At 43.5% G+C, this 18,931-nt stretch carries 22 protein-coding genes; 2 read left to right on the forward strand and 20 right to left on the reverse strand.

Annotated elements, in window-relative coordinates; genetic code table 11:
- Positions 1 to 96 precede the first annotated feature (96 nt).
- From DBZ36_RS13095 to ppnP, 15 genes are all read right to left on the reverse strand, one after another.
- Positions 97 to 492: an ACT domain-containing protein gene (locus tag DBZ36_RS13095; protein WP_120355413.1), complete on the reverse strand. Its 396-nt coding sequence runs from the start codon at positions 490 to 492 to the stop codon at positions 97 to 99.
- Positions 493 to 776: 284 nt separating this feature from the next.
- Positions 777 to 1,235, reverse strand: coding sequence for a GNAT family N-acetyltransferase (locus tag DBZ36_RS13100; RefSeq protein WP_120355414.1), 459 nt, complete (start codon positions 1,233 to 1,235; stop codon positions 777 to 779).
- 121 nt (positions 1,236 to 1,356) lie between these two features.
- Positions 1,357 to 1,665 (reverse strand): hypothetical protein, encoded by a 309-nt coding sequence (locus tag DBZ36_RS13105; protein ID WP_120355415.1) that lies wholly within the window; start codon positions 1,663 to 1,665, stop codon positions 1,357 to 1,359.
- A 105-nt stretch (positions 1,666 to 1,770) separates the two neighbouring features.
- Positions 1,771 to 2,385 (reverse strand): LysE family translocator, encoded by a 615-nt coding sequence (locus tag DBZ36_RS13110; RefSeq protein WP_120355416.1) that lies wholly within the window; start codon positions 2,383 to 2,385, stop codon positions 1,771 to 1,773.
- 611 nt (positions 2,386 to 2,996) lie between these two features.
- Positions 2,997 to 3,629 (reverse strand): glutathione S-transferase family protein, encoded by a 633-nt coding sequence (locus DBZ36_RS13115; RefSeq protein ID WP_120355417.1) that lies wholly within the window; start codon positions 3,627 to 3,629, stop codon positions 2,997 to 2,999.
- 813 nt (positions 3,630 to 4,442) lie between these two features.
- Entirely contained in the window at positions 4,443 to 5,432 is a 990-nt protein-coding gene (locus DBZ36_RS13120) for a transposase (RefSeq protein WP_120355418.1), read from the reverse strand.
- 190 nt (positions 5,433 to 5,622) lie between these two features.
- Positions 5,623 to 6,189: an acyloxyacyl hydrolase gene (locus tag DBZ36_RS13125; RefSeq protein ID WP_120355419.1), complete on the reverse strand. Its 567-nt coding sequence runs from the start codon at positions 6,187 to 6,189 to the stop codon at positions 5,623 to 5,625.
- A 210-nt stretch (positions 6,190 to 6,399) separates the two neighbouring features.
- A complete protein-coding gene (locus tag DBZ36_RS13130) occupies positions 6,400 to 6,816 on the reverse strand; it encodes a GNAT family N-acetyltransferase (protein WP_120355420.1) in 417 nt (138 codons plus the stop codon).
- Positions 6,817 to 6,898: 82 nt separating this feature from the next.
- Positions 6,899 to 7,546, reverse strand: a complete 648-nt coding sequence (locus tag DBZ36_RS13135; protein WP_120355421.1) for a glutathione S-transferase family protein — start codon at positions 7,544 to 7,546, stop codon at positions 6,899 to 6,901.
- Between the two features lie 44 nt (positions 7,547 to 7,590).
- A complete protein-coding gene (locus DBZ36_RS13140; RefSeq protein WP_120355422.1) occupies positions 7,591 to 8,865 on the reverse strand; it encodes an O-acetylhomoserine aminocarboxypropyltransferase/cysteine synthase family protein in 1,275 nt (424 codons plus the stop codon).
- A 128-nt stretch (positions 8,866 to 8,993) separates the two neighbouring features.
- Positions 8,994 to 10,856 (reverse strand): TIGR00341 family protein, encoded by a 1,863-nt coding sequence (locus tag DBZ36_RS13145; protein ID WP_120355423.1) that lies wholly within the window; start codon positions 10,854 to 10,856, stop codon positions 8,994 to 8,996.
- 30 nt (positions 10,857 to 10,886) lie between these two features.
- Positions 10,887 to 11,333, reverse strand: a complete 447-nt coding sequence (locus DBZ36_RS13150; RefSeq protein WP_120355424.1) for a GFA family protein — start codon at positions 11,331 to 11,333, stop codon at positions 10,887 to 10,889.
- 194 nt (positions 11,334 to 11,527) lie between these two features.
- On the reverse strand, positions 11,528 to 12,385 hold the full coding sequence (locus tag DBZ36_RS13155; RefSeq protein WP_120355425.1) for an SMP-30/gluconolactonase/LRE family protein: 858 nt from the start codon (positions 12,383 to 12,385) through the stop codon (positions 11,528 to 11,530).
- Between the two features lie 38 nt (positions 12,386 to 12,423).
- The gene (locus DBZ36_RS13160) at positions 12,424 to 13,020 is read right to left on the reverse strand and encodes a GNAT family N-acetyltransferase (protein WP_120355426.1); all 597 of its coding nucleotides are present in this window, start codon (positions 13,018 to 13,020) and stop codon (positions 12,424 to 12,426) included.
- A 42-nt stretch (positions 13,021 to 13,062) separates the two neighbouring features.
- A complete protein-coding gene (gene ppnP, locus DBZ36_RS13165) occupies positions 13,063 to 13,380 on the reverse strand; it encodes a pyrimidine/purine nucleoside phosphorylase (RefSeq protein WP_120355427.1) in 318 nt (105 codons plus the stop codon).
- Positions 13,381 to 13,639: 259 nt separating this feature from the next.
- Between ppnP and DBZ36_RS13170 the strand changes: the two genes are divergently transcribed.
- Positions 13,640 to 14,146 (forward strand): GNAT family N-acetyltransferase, encoded by a 507-nt coding sequence (locus DBZ36_RS13170; RefSeq protein WP_120355428.1) that lies wholly within the window; start codon positions 13,640 to 13,642, stop codon positions 14,144 to 14,146.
- A gap of 12 nt (positions 14,147 to 14,158) precedes the next feature.
- Here DBZ36_RS13170 and DBZ36_RS13175 read toward each other — a convergent pair whose 3' ends face one another.
- The 5 genes from DBZ36_RS13175 to DBZ36_RS13195 all read right to left on the reverse strand — a co-directional run bounded on the left by DBZ36_RS13175 (position 14,159) and on the right by DBZ36_RS13195 (position 17,580).
- The gene (locus DBZ36_RS13175; RefSeq protein WP_120355429.1) at positions 14,159 to 15,037 is read right to left on the reverse strand and encodes an aldo/keto reductase; all 879 of its coding nucleotides are present in this window, start codon (positions 15,035 to 15,037) and stop codon (positions 14,159 to 14,161) included.
- 155 nt (positions 15,038 to 15,192) lie between these two features.
- Complete coding sequence (locus DBZ36_RS13180) at positions 15,193 to 15,822, reverse strand: LysE family translocator (protein WP_120355430.1); 630 nt, start codon at positions 15,820 to 15,822, stop codon at positions 15,193 to 15,195.
- Between the two features lie 55 nt (positions 15,823 to 15,877).
- The gene (locus tag DBZ36_RS13185) at positions 15,878 to 16,261 is read right to left on the reverse strand and encodes a nuclear transport factor 2 family protein (protein ID WP_120355431.1); all 384 of its coding nucleotides are present in this window, start codon (positions 16,259 to 16,261) and stop codon (positions 15,878 to 15,880) included.
- Positions 16,262 to 16,278: 17 nt separating this feature from the next.
- Positions 16,279 to 16,980 carry an aspartate/glutamate racemase family protein gene (locus DBZ36_RS13190; RefSeq protein WP_120355432.1) on the reverse strand — a complete coding sequence of 234 codons (702 nt, stop codon included), beginning with the start codon at positions 16,978 to 16,980 and terminating at the stop codon, positions 16,279 to 16,281.
- 33 nt (positions 16,981 to 17,013) lie between these two features.
- Positions 17,014 to 17,580: a class I SAM-dependent methyltransferase gene (locus DBZ36_RS13195; protein WP_120355433.1), complete on the reverse strand. Its 567-nt coding sequence runs from the start codon at positions 17,578 to 17,580 to the stop codon at positions 17,014 to 17,016.
- A 204-nt stretch (positions 17,581 to 17,784) separates the two neighbouring features.
- Here DBZ36_RS13195 and DBZ36_RS13200 point away from each other — a divergent pair, with 204 nt between their 5' ends.
- Positions 17,785 to 18,924 carry a hypothetical protein gene (locus DBZ36_RS13200; protein ID WP_199711871.1) on the forward strand — a complete coding sequence of 380 codons (1,140 nt, stop codon included), beginning with the start codon at positions 17,785 to 17,787 and terminating at the stop codon, positions 18,922 to 18,924.
- Positions 18,925 to 18,931 lie beyond the last annotated feature (7 nt).

Raw genomic sequence — 18,931 nt, forward strand, 5'->3', positions numbered from 1 at the left:
AAGTCGACGCAGAACACGTCGACTTCAACAACTGGGACTTCATCCTATTGGCAGTCAAGTCGCTTAGCTAGCCACTGACCGCCGCAGCTGTATACCTTATTGAGAAAACTCAGCAAGTGCTAGCATAGCTTGGCCTGCTTTATCCACTTGAACAAAGATATGGTCATGATAGTACGCTGCAATAACGTTAGCACTGATGTCTTTCTCGGCAAGCTTCGTCGCAACCGTTGCGGTTAAGCCAACAGCATCCAAACTTGAATGAACCGTTAAGGTGATTGCTTTAAATACCGACTCAAATGCTAGTGCATGCGTGACCGCCATTTGTTTAGTTACGACCAGCGTCAAGCCTTCAGCTTCGCGAAATGTAGCTAAGGGCTGTAAAGCTTGGTAATTCCCATCTGTATTCTCTACCGTACAAAATACGTACTCATCGGCCATTAACTGCGGAGACATTGACGCTAACAATGTTGCTAAATTCGTTTCTCCAGCCATTACAGACTCCTTGTATTAAACCCTTTAGATTAGAGACGTAGAATAGTCTTAAACATCAATTGAAAACAACTAATCAAGATCCAATTTTTAGAACTAGTACGAACACTCTTGCTTGTCACTTCTATGGTCATAAATCATGCGCACATGGACATGTAACACATATCTGGATAAGAACGTGTTTGGGTGGTCTATTCAGATGTGTTCCGGATTAGCGGAAGTATGGACAGTTGAAGCGAACGCCTGCTTAAGTGGTGAGAAACGAATGGTCACGCGTTTTGTGCGCGCTAAACAAGATACTTTTGCCAATGATTTAGCCCTTTCAACACCACTTGAAAATCTTCGAACCCACAAGATTCATAGAGCCTTTGTGCAATCTTATTGTCATCATCGACCTCAAGTGTGATTTTAAGATAGTCATTCTCAAAGCAGTATTGCTCAATACTAGCAAGTAGTGACTTAGCTAATCCCTTGCCACAATAGCGATTGGATACCATGAAATCATGAATATTAAGAACCTTTCGAGCACGATAGGTTGAATAAGATTCAAAACACACAGCGAACCCAGCTGGCTTATTGTCAGCAAAACATAGAAAACCGCGAAAATATGGGAGCTCTAACAATTGGCTAACTATTGTAGAATCGATAGAAGCCGATACACCTGAAGAATACTCTTGAAACAAAGAATCAAGTGCGTTTCGATGGTCTAAGCTACCAACTTCAATGTATTTGATAGAATTACTCATATCTATTTCCTGAGAAAGCACATAACCCCGCGTTATGACGCGAAGTAACGTGTGCAATACTTGAGCAAGGTGAAACCGGCACACGTCACGGAGTCACTATTAACGCTTGTTTGGTGAAGTTCTACGGGCAGTTCTCGGAGCTTTCCTGACTTTGGCACGGAAAACAACTTTCGATTTGCCTGCCAACGTAAGTACTGCAAACCTCTCCAAGCTCGTCGTTTACGATGAAAGAACGATTTAGGTCGATTGAGAAGAAGTGCGTAAACTCCATGCCCTGTTCTTGAAACGCATAAGTTTCTATCGGCTCTTCAACAACACTTAACAGTTTCTCAAGCGTACGAATTGAATCATAAAACTCAGGCTCATTTGACGCTAGAAGTGGTTTATTGAATGCGAACAAGAGCACACTAAACAGCAGCACGGTTTTCATTGATTGCTCCTTTCACTTAACGCCGCAGCTGCGGGCGACTTGTTGTGACGAAGGAACGAAAAGGCGCTCGGACAACCTGCATTTGTTATGCCTTTTGACCATGACTTAACGCTCAGCAAGGGCTAGCTTTGCACCTAACATGGCAAATGTAGCTGAAAAAGTACGTTGTACGTATTTCATTATCTTAGGAGAATTTACAACATATGTACTGACACCGCTTGCTAACAAGCCATAAAAAATGAAAACGAACAAAGTCATAGCCATAAAAACGACACCGAGAACGAACATGTTTGTTAAAGGCGATGCTGCTTGTGCAGGGACAAACTGGGGAAGAAAAGCCAAGAAAAATACTGATAGTTTGGGGTTTAGAATGTTGATAAGGAATCCCTTTAAACCAATCCCGAGCATACTTGCTCTCTCACCATTATCCCCTAGAACTAAGCCGCCAGTATCTTTCCACATACCCCACGCAAGATAGAGCAAATACGCCACACCTATAAACTTTATGATTTGAAATAGTAACGCACTGGTATGTATCACTGCCGCCAATCCCAAGATACAGGCCAATAGTGAAGGAATAATACCAGCTGTACAGCCTAGCGCTGCAAATACACTTGCACGAGAGCTCTGAAAAAGGCCTATCGATATAGTATAAATAACACCTGTGCCCGGAAGTAAAACAACTATGAGGGACGTAATTAAAAATTCTGTGCTTATCATATGGGCTCCTTATATGAGTGAGGCCTAACGCTAAGTAGGAAGCAAGTGCTTCCTATCACCGAAAAGGTGCAGTGACGCACATTTAAGCAATCAGCGTGTTTTTCCTTAAGTTATTGTCTAATCTCATTTTTTATCAATAATCAATCAACAGCTTTACCTGTTTTTCTGTTGGTTACTTTGACAAATGAAGTATAGGCAACCATCAATGCTTTATATACATACAACCAAAAGGTGCACAGCTCGACAAATCATTTCCGCGACTCCAACAGCGTTTCAGAAATACGATCTATCAACATCACTACAGTATCCGTACCGAACAAACCATTGTCATTAGTTCAAACTTTTTTGTACTTCCACGACAAGCAGCCTTAATCCTAGTGGTGATTAACTCTCGAACAACAGATCTGCACTGTTACGTGAAAATACCGTATCGCGAACGAGTCTATGCTCGTATAGAGGCTAGAGGCGCCTTATAATTGCACCATAGAAATCATACTTAAGTTATGCAAAACACTTAAAGTCTTGTACAACTAAAAACGATACGATTATAGCTCTTTCGTCTTAAGCGAAAACAGCGGGCTCGGCAAGCCTTATCGTTATTGCGACGTGATCTAGTCTTGAGCGGCATCTGCCTCAATTTGCTGACGACGCAAGAAACTTGGGGCTTTCTCCAGCAACAGTTGATGCGCCCTCAACACTGGATACGCATCTAAGGCAAAACCACCTCTTTGGGCACGGGTATAACACCAGTGCAGGTAGGTATCGACAATCGACCATTGCTCGCCATACCACCAAGTCGACTTTTCTAGCCGCTGCTCCGCTATTTTCAAAGCTAAATCTAAAGTGAGCCTACCTTTTTCGACAACGCCCTTCGTATCTTCTAAGGTAAAATGTACTGGCATACACACTTGTCTCACTGCAGGGTGGACGGTACCTGATAACCAAAACAAATCGGAATAAATACAGGACAATTGATATGCATCTTCAACATTTGGGAATAGTTTAGAGCCAGGGACAAGGCTGTTAAGATAAATTAGAATAGCGCCATTTTCGGTAAGTAATTCACCATCAACAAGCAAGGCTGGTACTTTTCCGAAGGGATTCAAAGCGAGATAGCTTTCAGACTTTTGCTCACCTTTGTGGATCTGAATACGCTGACGTTCATAGTCGAGATTTAGTTCTTCTAAAGCATTTAACGTCACCCCAGAGCAAGCGCCCGGTGCGAAAAACAATTTTAATGTCATCGTTTTATTTCCATATCAGAATAAGTTGGCGTAACAAGTTCCCTTTTTTAACACTAGCATTTACGGCCATCTTCGAACTTTTGTCAAATAACGCAGCTTAAGCTTAATGAACTTGCCGTTTGTTTGTTTCGCGAAATTGTCAATTGGACATGACACTAGTCAATGGGAATGGATAACAAGGGATAACAATAAAGGGATAACAAGACACCCATGATAAGTTAGTACAGCACTTCCTCAAACAAGGGATAACAAGACACCCATGATAAGTTAGTACAGCACTTCCTCAAAAATTGGATAAAAAGACACCCATGATAAGTTAGTACTGCAGTACCGCAAAAACAATTATCCTTTTAGGCCATGATGACCTCAGACTTGTACTATAAAATCGTCACTCTTCCTCAATTTATCCAATTTTGATGTATTTCAGGCACAGTAAGTGGACTCAAGCTAGTTAGAGCTGGGAGTAGATTGTTGTTAGAAAAAGTTAAGCGTTGTTTAGTAGTCGTTTGGCCGCGCCCATGCCGTGCAGGCGTTGGTATTCATGCTCACTTTTATAAAGAAACATACTCGAATGGATAACAAGACACCCATGATAAGTTAGTACAGCACTTCCTCAAACAAGGGATAACAAGACACCCATGATAAGTTAGTACAGCACTTCCTCAAAAACAATTGTCCTTTAGACCATGAAGACCTCTGGTGTGTACTATAAAATCGTCACTCTTCCTCAATTTATCCAATTTTGATGTATCTCAGCCACAGTAAGTGGACTCAAGCTAGTTAGAGCTGCGAGAAGACTGTTTTTTGAAATAGTTAAGCGCTGTTTAGTAGCCGTTTGGCTGCGCCCATGCCATGCAGGCGTTGTTGTTTATGCTCGCTTTTGTAGAGCAACATACTCGAGCAATTACCGACCACCGCACCGAATTGCTGCTCTAAGCCTGTCGTAAGGGTGAGCCAACTACTTTGGTCGATGTTTAAACGCGCTAAGATTGGGCTAAGGTTAGCACTAATATACCCGCGCTTATCCTGACGGATAGCTCTGCTGGTTAAATCAACGAGGGTTAAATAGTCTTTAAGCTCAAATGGCAGGCCTTTGGGCATGTTATTACGAGGGTTACCTACGAACGGATATAAAGCTTTAGGCTGCTTAGCTTGTTTGGCCTGTTTAATTCGCTGTTTTATACTGGTGTGGCCAGAGCTTTCTGGTTTGTCAGCTATTTTCGCGCGTACCGGGTTTAAATCGACGTAAGCCATACAGGCCGCAAGCGCGGCTTCATCAAGTAAGGCTTGGGATTTGAACCGACCTTCCCAAAATCGTCCGGTACATTGGTCTTCTTGGTTGGCTTCGCGAGCGATATATTCGTTCAAATGGCGCATAAACCAACTTAAATCGAACAGTCGTTGGCGATAGATTTCGGCAGTATCACTCACGGCCTGCAGTTGCACAGCATCAAGCTCTGATTGTAAAGTGGGATTAAGGTAGCGCTGAGTTAACAGGGTGCCTTTGTGTAAGCGATGCCAACGCTGCAGAACTTCGTCCATTGACCAACTGATGGCTTGTTGTTGATTTACATGCAATACCAAATGGGTGTGGTTACTCATCACCGCAAAGGCACAAACATCTATCGAAAATATGCCAGCAAGCTTAAGCAGATAATCCTCAACCCACTGGCGACGATGTTCAAAACTGCGCCCACTTACAACGTCTTCGCCACACAAGTAAGCACGACGTACACAACGCGAAATACAATGGTAATAGGGCGTATCCGATAAACTCACTTGCTTCTTACGGGGCCTTGGCATCACAGAACTCTTATTGATTAAGTAGTCATTTAAGCCTAGACCATCATCCCGAGTGTGCTACTATCATGGGTGTCTTGGTATTTTCTCTATCCTGATAAGAACTACGATTTCTTTCCATTTCCCCTAAGATTATTAGAAATCAACCATTAATATATCTGCTAAGTATATAGCGATGTATACATTCCTATTCTTAAAACTTATGCCCTAAAGTGAAGGTGAACGGTACATCAAAACCCGGATTTGGTGGTGTTAAATTGGCATTACTGAGGTGTCGCCAAGACATATTTAGTTCCCAGTCTTTTTCTTCACCAAATTTAACCCCTACTCCAATCCAGTCGTTGAATAGAAAGCGAGAACCCTGGACTTGATTGCCAAGTTGGGCCGAGCTCATCACTGAAGGCCCCGCTCCAACTTGAAAGAACCATTGGCGCTTTTCAGATTCGGAAATGGTGTAACGAAACATGGGAATAAACGAGACCACATCTACATTTGAATGATGACCTGCATCGGTCGCCAGACGACTATAAGCACCACCAAGTAAAACCTGCCAACGTGGGTATTTTTTGAATTGGTACTCGTAAAAGTAGTACTGAAAGTCTAAAACAGCATTACTCTGACCAAGACTGCGACCTCCCGGTTGAGGCCCAGCTCCCAGACCAATATTTAGTTGTTGAATAGCCCCTGCAATGCTTATTGATGGAAGTAATAGTAACAGCACTACGATTAACTGCTTCGATGATATTTGGATAGCTCGCATATTGGACTTAAAGGTAAAATCTAGGATGGCGGTAGATTAGCAGTACTTTGGTAATCGATAGAGCTAGTTCCCATTACCAAATCGAATGGGTTGTAGGGTAAGGCCAAAATTTTCACTAGTAAAAGTACGGCACAAAAATCAGAAGAGAAAATCTAGTTTCTAACACTTCAAAAATGGGACTGTTCTACATCTATCATTAAACCAAACTTATTAATTTAACTTCATTAGATAGTAGCTCTCTAAACCATCGCCTCCTTGGGAGTCACGAACAAAGCCCTTTGCTGCATAGAACTCGAGCGCTTTGTGGTTTTGGACATTGCACTTTAAACTCAATTCACTATAGGTGAATTGAACCTCTGCAAGTAATTGACTACCAACGCCTTTGCCTTGATGAACACTATCAACATATAAGTGATGGATAAAAGAGTCCGCCGGCCAAACTGAGATAAATCCAATAATTTCAGTGCTTAGGCTTGCCACCCACAGACGCTCTCCCTCAGTATCACTTTCAAAATCACTTAACTGATAACTCGAGGTATCTAGGTAGCTAAACGTTAATTGGCGCTGCGCTAAATATAGCTGGCGCAATGCAAGCCAATCGCGGTCTTCAGCTTCTCTAATGTCCATACATGTTCCGGTAATAAAGCGGGACCCGCATTTGCGGTAATACCAAGGCCATCCTGAATTCACTTTGACCTTTCACTTTTTTTTAAGTTGCGGCTTTAAGATGGGTTAATACTTCGGTTTCAGTGTCTGCAGCTTGCAGCCAAGCTTGCACACTGGAGTGAGCGATAAGGCTGTCTGCATAAGCTTGCGCTAATAGTGATAACTTCACGCCATAGCTTTTAAAACGCAGGGCTACCGGCGCATAAAAACAATCGAGTATCGAAAACTGTCCCAGAAGAAAGATCTCGCCATCAGCGTTCATCGCACTGTATTGCGCCCAAATATGATCAACACGATCAATTTCAACGGCTAAGTCGTCGCTGACATCAATATTGGTTCTTAGTTTACAATCCAACGGCATTGCGTTTCGTATCTGGGTAAATCCCGAGTGCATTTCGCAAGTCAATGCCCGCGCAATGGCTCGTGTTGAAGCGTCTTTAGGCCAAGCGGCATGTGCTAGGTAAATCTCGTTAATGTATTCGCAAATCGCCAACGAGTCCCAAAGGTGTAATTCATTATCGAGCAGCACCGGAACTTTAGCTGAGCCGGAATATGCCAGTAAGCGCTCACGAACGCCTTCACTATTTAACGAAACATTGACCTCATCAAACGCTAGTCCAAATCCATGAAGCAATAACCATGGCCGCATAGACCATGAAGAGTAACGTTTGTTTCCAATAACTAATTGCATGTGAAGCTCCATAGAGCCGACTCAAGGTCGGCTAGTTACGATGTCTAGCTCACTTGGTCCAATGCCTGGGAAATATCAGCAATAATGTCGTCGATATTCTCAATTCCCACTGAAATACGAACTAAGTCTTCACTTACACCCGCGGCAGCTAGTTCAGTAGGGTTGAGCTGACGGTGGGTAGTTGAAGCAGGGTGACAAGCCAAGGATTTTGCATCGCCAATATTAACCAAGCGCAAAATCATTTGTAGGCCATCAATAAAGGTTGCTCCGCTCTCGCTACCGCCTTTTATTCCAAAGCTAAGAATACCAGATGCTTTACCTGAGCATATTTTTTGGCAAAGTTCGTGATAAGGGCTTTCGGCTAAAGCGGCATAATTAACCCACGCAACTTTGGGATGTTTCGACAAATACTCAGCCACTTTCTCTGCATTTTCGCAGTGACGCTCCATACGTAAGCCAAGGGTTTCCAAGCCTTGCATGATCTGGAACGAGTTCATTGGAGAGATTGCAGCCCCGGTATTGCGAAGCGGCACCACGCGACAACGGCCAATATACGCAGCTGCGCCTAAGGCCTCGGTATATACAACGCCATGATATGAGGGATCAGGCTGGTTTAGCACAGGGAAACGCTCAGCGTTTGCAACCCAATCAAATTTACCTGAATCAACTATAATGCCACCAATACTTGTGCCATGCCCACCCATGTATTTGGTCAGTGAATGCACGACAATATCAGCACCGAGTTCAAACGGACGGCACAAGAAAGGCGTTGCCACAGTATTATCAACAATCAATGGCACGCCATGTTTATGCGCGATTTCAGCTAAGCGTTTAATATCCACGACATTGCCCGCTGGATTGCCGATAGACTCGCAAAATAGAGCCTTAGTTTTTGAGTCGATAGCTTGCTCGAATCCAGCGTAATCATCATGGGTAATTAGCCGCGCTTCAATGCCTTGCTTAGGCAAAGTGTGAGCGAAAAAGTTGTAGCTTCCGCCATACAACTGGCTGGTGCTAACAATATTGTCGCCAACTTCGCAGATGCATTGTATGGCATAGGTAATAGCTGCCATTCCGGATGCGACAGCTAACGCGCCAATACCGCCTTCCATCGCCGCTACTCGCTGCTCCAAAACATCGGTCGTTGGATTCATAATCCGAGTATAAATATTACCTGGTACTTTAAGATCAAACAGATCTGCACCATGCTGGGTGTCATCAAAGGTAAACGAAGTCGTTTGATAAATAGGCACCGCTGCTGCTTTGGTCGTTGCTTCTGAGGTATAACCGTGGTGAAGCGCGATTGATTCAAGTTTCATAGCCTTGCATATCCGTATATTAAAAGGTCGAAGATTTAATATAGATGGCATTGACGAATAATGCATCACCTTCCGATGGATCGGATGGAATATGCCTAGTAAACAAAGCCCACTGATAAAACTTTCAACTATTCAATAAGTAACAAGCTACGTGCCTTCAACACCACCTTTTGTCCTAATAAGCCTTCGATATGCTGTTTAACCCGCTGATGATCTTCAGCTAATAGTGGTTGCTTGGATAGCAAGTTTAAAGAAATGGTTAAGGGTTGGGCGGCACTTATCTGTATGCTCTCAAGCCTAATATTATCGATCTGCAAGCCTTCTAGTTTTTGTACCGTGATACTCTCATTTAACATATTGGAAAAACTAAATGCTAAGGGCACACTGACCAATGCAACCGCAAGGGTAGAGATAATCAAACCGCGTTTAGCCCGCTGAAACGGCGCATAGCCAAGCAATATGAAAGTAATGGCAGCCGATAAAACAATCCCGCATAAGTTGGTAAAAAATAATAAGAAAGCGCCGCTCATCATGGGCAGATCCCACCACGATATGCCAATACCAGTGACCGCTAATGGCGGAACCAGAGCCACTGCAATGGCGACACCTGCCATACTTTTAGCCAAGGAAGCTTTAGCATGGGCATAAGCCCCAGCGATGCCAGAAACCACAGCCACCCCTAAATCGATCAAGGTTGGGCGCACCCTGGCTAATATTTCGCTGGTATTGGGCACCAAGGGTATTAACCAGCTCACGATAATCGCAAACAACAACCCCAAACCTAGGCCAATCAATAAGGTGATAACACTGCTACGTAGTAAGTTTAAATCTTGACGAACCATGGCCATGGCCAATGAAATAATAGGCCCCATTAAGGGAGCTAATATCATTGCACCGATAATCACAGGTGGTGAATTTGCGAATAATCCAAAAGAGGCAAGCAAGGTCGACAATATCATTAAAGTTAAAAACACTGCCGAAGGCGTGGCATTTTCGCGTAAGGTTTGATAAAGCTCTCTAAAGTCATCACCGCTAGCGTGCGTTATCCAACGAAGTGGGCGCTTACACAGTTCGCTAACGGTTTCGCCCATGGGTAGATGTTGGATTTTACGTTGTTCTTTTTGTTCGGTGGTTTTAAGGTCAATTTCGACATGACGTCCGGGAATTAACCCCAAGACTTGAGGCTGGCATTCGAGTTCCAAACGACTGGCACACATCTCCACACCATCTTGACGGTATTCAATCCCCGGCTCACTGCTAATCACTGCCTGCATGGTTTTAAACAATGCAATACTACGCGGAACTGAGTTTACATTTCTGGCGAAAACCGAATGACTAATTAGACGAAAAAATTCAACCACACTACGCGGGGCCAACATAATGATATGAAACATGCCGTCATTGATTTGTGAATCGGGTAATAATTTGCGGCCAAGGCTTGAATTACGGCCATGTTCAACCACCGTCATACCTATGCTGGCCGTTTCAATGGCATCCGCATTTTTAGTTTGCACCACATAGCGTTTAGGAATGATGGCTCTAAGGCTTATTAACGAGCGAAATATATGCTGCCACTTTTTAGCAATACCTTCGACTGCCCCACCCGGCCTTAAACTGTAAACTTGACCGATGATCAAGGCATTTAAAATAGGACGTTGATTACACAATAATAGGTCAACCTTGCTCACGTCTTGAGTTAACGCATCCTCTTCGGCTTCGTCAAGCTTAACGCTACAACCCCAGCCTTTCATCGAATGCGCTGCATTCGGATGCGGCAGTAAAGCCAAATGCCATTTACGCTCCACTGCCAGCGCTAGCATGCTGCAGATCTGTTCATCGCTTAGATATAAAAGCACCCGAGAACCTGCAGGCCAGTCCGGTAGACTTTCGGCTTTATACTCACAGGGAAAAACTTCATCGACCTTGAGTAAGGGCAATACATTTTCTTTAACTTGATCAATGCATTGGCTATCAAAGAGCAAAAAATCCATAATTGCCTTTTCAGATTAGTTGGTGGCTGTTCAGCTTGGCGTTTGAGCCGAAGGTGGCGAATCATTGGCATAGCGATCAAAAACCTCTTGCCCAGTGTAATTTTTAGTCGCGTTGGAGAAACAGTAATGCTTGGGCTTTTGGTCAATAAAAACTTGGTGATCAAAGGTTAAATTGAGTTGCTGCTCGAATAATCCAGGGGAGAGTATGTAACTATGATCGTGTTGCAATCGGTAAAACAGGTGGGTACCACATTGTGAGCAAAAACCACGTTCGGCCCAATCCGAGCTTTGATAAACAGTTAAGGTATTTCCCTTTACCGACACATTGCGGCCCGCCTCCATTCCAAAAAATGGCCCTCCACCCCATTGTAGACAAGTGTGGCAATGACAAGCACCTACATTCAAATTGATTTCACTACTAAATATGTCGATAGCGCCACATAAGCAACTGCCTTTACCCCTAGCTAATGTTTCCATAATCGAGCTTCCTTGGTTAAGAGTTACGAGAGTTGAATTCATCGTGACAAATTAGACCTGGATACGAGCCAATACCATCCGTGACCACTTGCTTCATTCGACTCTCGTTCAATACCCATTTAATTGAGCAAGAATTTATGCTGTAAATCTTATTACACTAGTTATAGGCTAAAAGTAACAGTATGCCGAATCCCTTATAGTTGCAGGGCTGGTTCGGGCTTGCCTTGTCCACAATCAAAGAGCTTAAGTACTTGTCCATCAGCCTGCGTGCAACGTTCGTTTAAACCAATACTGGCACTGGTAACAAATAGGTCTTGCAAATTATTGCCCCCAAAGGCGGGGCAAGTCGGTTGGATTGCATCGGTTTTAATGGTTTTAATTAGCTGTCCATCACTTGAATAACATACAATTTCAGAGCTCCCCCAATGGGTTGTCCACAACTGGTTATTAGCATCAATGATGGCACCATCAGGAATGAGTTGCTCCTCGCTACGGTCAACGAATACCTGTGCCGACTCAAGAAAACTACCATCGTCTGGATTTAACTTAACTCGGTATATTTTGCTGCTGGGTGAGTCTGCGTAGTATCCCCACTGCTTATCTGCAGAAAAACAAATGCCGTTGGGGATCGTTAAGCCATCAACAATAAGCTGCAGCTTACCTTGATAGAAACGGTATATTTTCCCCTCTCCTTGGATTTCATCAAGGCTCAAGGTACTGATCCAAAATCCACCCCAGGGATCAGCACGTCCGTCGTTGCTTCGATACTGTTGACTATCGTGGTCAAAGGCTACCAACAAGCTTAGATCGGTTGAATCACTTAAACTATCAAAGCGATACAAACCTGACTCCATTGCAATCACAATCCATTGTTCATCGACCCAAGCAATAGCTGATGGCATTTGTTCAAATTGCCAAAATTTTAGTTCCGAAGACTGGCAATAAAGACGTTTTTCGGGGATATCAACCCAATAAAAACGCTGTTGTGTCGGATGCCAAATTGGCCCTTCTCCTAGAGTACAACGGGGATGACTCATAATTTCGCTTGGCATAAAACCTCTTCAAATATTACGTGTTGGAATGACGACGCTTAGACTTCTAATTTAAACTGTAAGCTGCGTTTCACCACTGGCCATTCATGATTGATGATTGAAAAAACAACCGTATCACGGTAAACCCCGTCAGCTGAGCAACTGTGATTACGTAATACCCCATCTTGCTTAGCACCTAAGCGAGCGATGGCTTGGCGTGAGCGCTGATTGTGCCAATGGGTTCTAAACTCAACCGCAATTGATGATAAGCGCTCAAAGGCATGCTCTAACAGCAGTAACTTACACTCGGTATTCACAGCACTGCGTTGGAAGCTTTTTGCATACCAGGTGTAGCCTATTTCCAAGCGCTGATTGTGAGGTTCAGCATTGCAATAGCGCGTTGACCCTATCACTTGTTGACTGGCATTATCGACAACAACAAAAGGCAACGCTAAGCCTAATTGTTGCTGATGCAGCGCGGTATCAATATAGCTTTGAATACGCTCTTGATTTGGGACGCTGGTGTACCATAACTTGTCTAGGTCACCATCCGCCGCAGCACTCACTAATGCTGCACTATGTGACGCTTGTAGGGGTAGTAAACTTACTGTTTCCCCCACCAATGGTGTTGGCTGTAGCCAACGTAGTTGGTCCATACCCATCCTTAGCCGCCGCTGGTTTAGTTTAGTTCGGTGACTCTAGTCTTTAAGGTAAGAGCAGCAATAATCGGTGACCGCGCTGACTTTAAGCTTAAACTTGGAATTGGCTGGTACTTCAAACTCTTGGCCACCAACAATAGATTGCCAACCCTTCGTTTCATCAATCAGTACTTCGAGTTCACCGACCGTAATTTCCATGATTTCACGCTCGGCAGTGCCAAATTCATAGTCACCGGGCAACATGATCCCTAAGGTTTTATGGCTGCCATCTGCAAATTTAATAGTACGGCTGGTGACCTTTCCATCAAAATAAACACTAGCCTTTTTCAGCACACTTACATGGTTAAACTCAGACATCAATAACTCCATTTATAGCTTGTTTAAACCTAATTACGTCAATAATTCCTATAATTACAGGCTAAACACCATAGTCTCAAGTAATAATTACGGTTTTCGCCGCTATTGCTTGCAATGCTCACTTCATTGGCAATGATGCGAGGCTGGACATTCGATAAAGTCTAGGCTTAATCTAAGGCTATACAGTTTGGCTTAACCAGCCCAAGCGCCATTTATTAGCGTCATTATACGCGTCGGCTTTTAAGCAGGGATCTCAGACATGGATATTATTGAAGTCAGCTCAATCGAAGGCATAGAACCGCAACTGCAGGATCTATTAGTCAATTGCATCGAAGATGGAGCATCCTTAGGTTTTCTCACCCCGTCGAATCAAGACGAAGTAAAAAGCTACTGGCATAGCGTAGAGCAAGGCTTACAGAACAGCTCACGTAAACTATTTGTCGCCTTACATGAACAGCAAGTACTTGGGACAGTTCAATTAGCGCTATGCAGCAAAGCTAATGGGTCACATCGCGGTGAAGTTGAAAAATTAATGGTGAATACCCAAGCTCGTGGTCAAGGTATTGCCAGGCAACTCATGCAATTGATGGAAGAGCATGCGGCTGAAATTGGCCTATCATTATTGGTACTAGACACCCGCTTTGGCGATGTCGCGTCTACCTTGTACCGCAATAACAACTACATTGAAGCTGGCAGTATTCCGCAGTTTGCCCGTAGCTCAAGTGGTGAACTCGAAGCTACGGTTTATTTCTATAAATTGTTATAGGTTCGCGAACCGCTAGATTTGACCAACCCAGTCTTGGTCGCATTCTAGAAAGCGGGTTTGCAATGCCTTTAACACGGCTTGTGGCAAGGGCCCATTTTCAAGTGCTCGGCAATTTTGCTGTAAGTGATCTAAGCTTGTCGTTCCTACAATAATACTGTCTACACCATAGGTAAACGCAGCAAATCGCAACGCTAGTTCTTGCCAGTCTATGTCAAATTCTAAAGCCATCTGCTGCCAGCGTTGCCAATAAACTTCGGCGTAGTGTCCAACGGGGCGCGCATCAAAACGCCAAGGTGCGTTAGCGACCGGACGTTTAGCTATAATACCCATACCTTTTAGTTTTGCGTCGCTAAGTTGGTCATTGATAAATCGTTGATCACAAATATTGACTGACATCAGCAAGCTTTGAAAATTGCCGCTGTCTTTAGCAAAGTTTAAATCGTCATTTTCACCTGCGTAGGCTATCAGCGATAGCTTGCCAGCTCGCTGGGCATTCGTTAGCTCTTGAATAACCGCATCTTGCGCCAGTACCGATGTTGGACAGGAGTGTAAGTGGACGATGTCGATGTGGTCGGTTTGCAAGCGTTTTAAGGCGGCATCAATACCTAAACGAATGCATTCGGCAGACCAATCCTCGGTCCCTTCAATGCCGTAGCCAATTTTGGTAGAAATAAGAAACTCGTGGCGGCGATGCTTTAAAAATTTACCAATTCGTTCTTCAGACACACCGTAACCGCGAGCACTATCAAATAGGTTTATTCCCAAGTCCAAGGCTTGGTTCAATAATGTGTTAACTTGCTTATCTGCTAGGCTCTCATCGCCGATCTGCCCCGCTCCAAAGCCTAAAGCACTAACCTTTAAAGCACTGTTACCAAATTGACGTTGTTGCATCTTTTTATCCTCATACCTACCACTTCAAATCTAGTGGTTTCTAATTGTAGAGGATAGTCTAAGGTTTTGAATTGTAATGATAAGAGCTGATTGAAAAAATCAGAATTTGCCACAGATTACAATCCAGCGTTACGCTTACTGGATTGTTCTGGTAACTAAGCCCGGCTAGTTGTTGATAACAGAGCACCCGCGCCAACAAATACGCTACCACTGAGACGATTAAACAGTTTTGCGCGCCCTTTGCTTAAGATCCAGGCTGATGATTTAGCGCCCAAGTAGCCATAAATACTAAGCCATGTGAGTTCAAACACCACAAACGTTGCTGCGAATACTAGATACTGCGGTAGCAACGCCAATTGCGGATCTATAAACTGTGGGAACAATGCGCTAAAAAACAAAATCGCTTTAGGGTTGCTCGCACCTACAATAAAACCACTGACAAAATGTTTGCGTCGATTTAGTGGTACGGATTCAGCGCTACTCGATATTTGATAAGAGTCTTGTTTGGAGGTAAAGGCTTTTATACCTAAATAAATAAGATAAGCCGCACCGAGGTACTTCACAATACTAAAGACCAATTCTGAGCTGGAAATAATCAAACCTAATCCCGTAAACGACAAAGTCATTATTGTGCTGATTGCTAGCAAACTGCCAAACGCGGTGTAGAGCGCTGCGCCGCGCCCTTGAGTCACACCTTTGGTCATGCACAACAGAGAACTAGGCCCTGGTGACGCCGTTAAAATCAGTACTGCTAAACAAAAATACAGCCATGTTTCTATAGTCATCTGAAACCTCCATGTCTCAATCGTTGAACCCTATAACCACTGCAATAGGTATTGCTTAGTACATCCCATTTTCATTTTTTGCTTGCTTAGGGATCTCTTGAATTGCGTCCCAGTGCTCGACAATTTTGCCATTTTCATCAAACCTAAAAAAATCCATGGTGACATAATGCTCATCGCCAGGCCAAGTTTGATGGGTATGTAAAGCGACTAAATCATCTTGCGCAATCGTTCGCACAAACTCAATACTCTTATCTGGGTAGTCATGGGCCATTTCAGTAAAGTAATCGATAAACGCCTGCTTACCATCCCCAACTAGCGGATTGTGCTGGATGTAGTTATCGCCCACATATTGTTTTACAGCACTCGCAGGGTCGCCTGCGTAAGCAGTACGATAGAAATCAATGGCATTATTTTTATTTGCGGTTAAATCATGAGTCATAGTAGTTACCTTTTAGCTTACTTGTCATCTTCTAAAGCCAGTGTTACGGCCATTTGCGCATGGATTTGAGTGGTGTCATACAAGGGCACATCGGTATGTTCTTGTTCGACCAATAGTGCTATTTCGGTACATCCCAGTATCACCGCCTGCGCCCCTTGCCGATAAAGATCGTCAATGATGCTTAAATAACGTTCGCGAGCACTTTGCTTAATAATACCGTGGCAAAGCTGCTCATAAATAACACGGTGAACATCTTGCTGTTGAGTCTCGCTGGGCACCAGCACTTGAACCCCAAATTTGTCTCGCAATCGGTCTTTATAAAATCCTTGCTGCATTGTGAATTGGGTCCCCAGCAACCCGACTGTTGTAATGCCATCTTGTTGTAATACTTGCGCGGTCGCATCGGCAATATGCAGCAACGGGATCGAAATCCCGCTTTCAACTTGCGCGGCCACTTTATGCATCGTATTGGTGCATATCATTAAAAAGTCAGCTCCCCCGGCTTGTACCGACTGCGCCGCTTGGGTTAGTAAAACTGCGGTCTCGTCCCATCGGCCTTGATGTTGCAAAGCCTCAATCTGAGCAAAATCGACACTGACCAAACAAATTTTAGCACTATGTAAACCGCCTAGTGCTTGCGAAACACCTTGGTTAATCGCTTGGTAATAACTAGTCGTTGATTGCCAACTCATGCCGCCAAGCAGACCAATAGTTTTCATTTTATTCCCCTGACTTTAATTTTTGTATCAATCTTAGGCTTTCTTGCGAGCAATGATAAAAGCTGAATCATCTCTTTCAAATTCGCTATATTTCCACACGCTAAGAATTTCAAAATTCTCACTTATTACGGCCCGTAGCTGCTCTATTTTGTAATAGCTAAACAACATACCGTGCATATGTTGGTCTTCGTCGCCTAACCAAAAGGAATGGGCAATTAAGCCCTTGCTGTCGAGTATTTTTGATTGTTGTTGCAAACTGTGTTGTAACTGGGTTTGGCTTAAATGGTGCAAAACTTTATTTGAGAATATGCACTCATATCTTTCATTTAAGTCTAATTGGGTTGCATTTAGCTTTAGGAAACTCAGATGGGGGAAAGCAGCTCGACAATGGTCTAAAAAAGCATCGCTTAAATCTGAGCCGGTAACTTGATAGTGATTTGATAAGTGCCCTAGGTCACTTCCACCTCCACTACCGAGTTCTAACAAACGGGACTGCTCAGGCAATAGCTTGGCTAACTCGGCGTAAAGTTCGGAGCCATCATAGCCTTGGCACATCCTTATATAGTCTTCTACATTTTTTGGATCGTCATAGTAATCCATATTTACCTCCGTCAGTCCACCATCCAAAACTACTATGAGCTACTCACTTGTCAACGTTGATTATTAAGCATTCTTAATTGAAGTCGGATTTATACAAGTAAATCAACAAGTAGCCATATTCTATTACAGGGCAACTATAGATATTGTCGAATATTTGCTCTACTGTGGATGCTAATACTAATCAAAACAATGTGTAACACAATTATGAAATGGAATTTACTGTGGCCTATCTTATTGACGATAATCACGCCTTTGGCAGTGTCTTGGTTTGTTTATCCAACACATTTCCCACCCGGATTTGGAGAATTTCCACCTCAATACAAAGGCGATCCGCCAGGCTTTAATCTGACCTATTTTCTAGCGGTCTTAGCCGCGATCATCCTTATCAGCACATTTCTACTTTTCCCAATGAAATTTGGTTTTAAAGGGGGCAAACCGGAACAACGGAATCCAATTCAGGTCAAACTTCCGCTGTGGTTTTGGATCGGCGGTTTGTGTATGACATTCTTTTGGTGGCTAATGTGGTCGCACTCGATGGCATTTGGTAATTTGGTTTATTGGTCATTCACGCCCATGTGGTGGGGGTTCATATTCCTGTTGGATGGAATCGTCTATAAGCGCAATAACGGTGTATCGCTTTTTTCTTCAAAACCTAAAACCTTATTGATTTCCGGCTTAGTCTCCATTGCTGGCTGGGCCTATTTCGAGTTTTACGACTACTTTGTATTAGGCAATTGGTACTACCCCAACGCAAAAGATGCGCCATGGACAGACCTCGTTATCTCTATCGAATTCTTAATCACCTATAGCACGGTGACACCCGTTTTACTGCAATGGTATAACTTGCTTAATACCTTCCCTCGCCTCATCGCGCGCTACCAAAATGGCCCAATAATACGACTTAATGGCACCATTATGATTTGGCTTGGTTTATTGATTATCGCCTTAATGACCATATGGCCTTATCCACTGTTTTGGTCGGTTTGGATAGGCCCACTTGCAGTACTTAGCGGCATACTTTTAAACCTAAAAATATGGAATCCACTAACAGACTTAGCTAAGGGTAACTGGAACGCAGCAATACTTATTTGCTTATCATCGTTGGCAACGGGCTTGTTTTGGGAGTTCTGGAATCACGGCAGCGGTCTAGTTGCGGGAACACCTACCAATCCAAATTATTGGGTTTACAACATCCCGTATGTAAATGTATTGCACTTCTTTTCAGAAATGCCCTTGTTAGGTTATTGGGGTTACCTGCCCTTTGGTTTATTTGTTTGGCAGGTTTTTATCTGGATGGGAAATTGTTTTGGATTCTCAACCGATATTCAACTAACTCAGAAATAAGATAACT

Origin of the sequence: Alginatibacterium sediminis, assembly GCF_003610775.1 — a bacterium.
GTDB lineage: Bacteria > Pseudomonadota > Gammaproteobacteria > Enterobacterales > Celerinatantimonadaceae > Alginatibacterium > Alginatibacterium sediminis.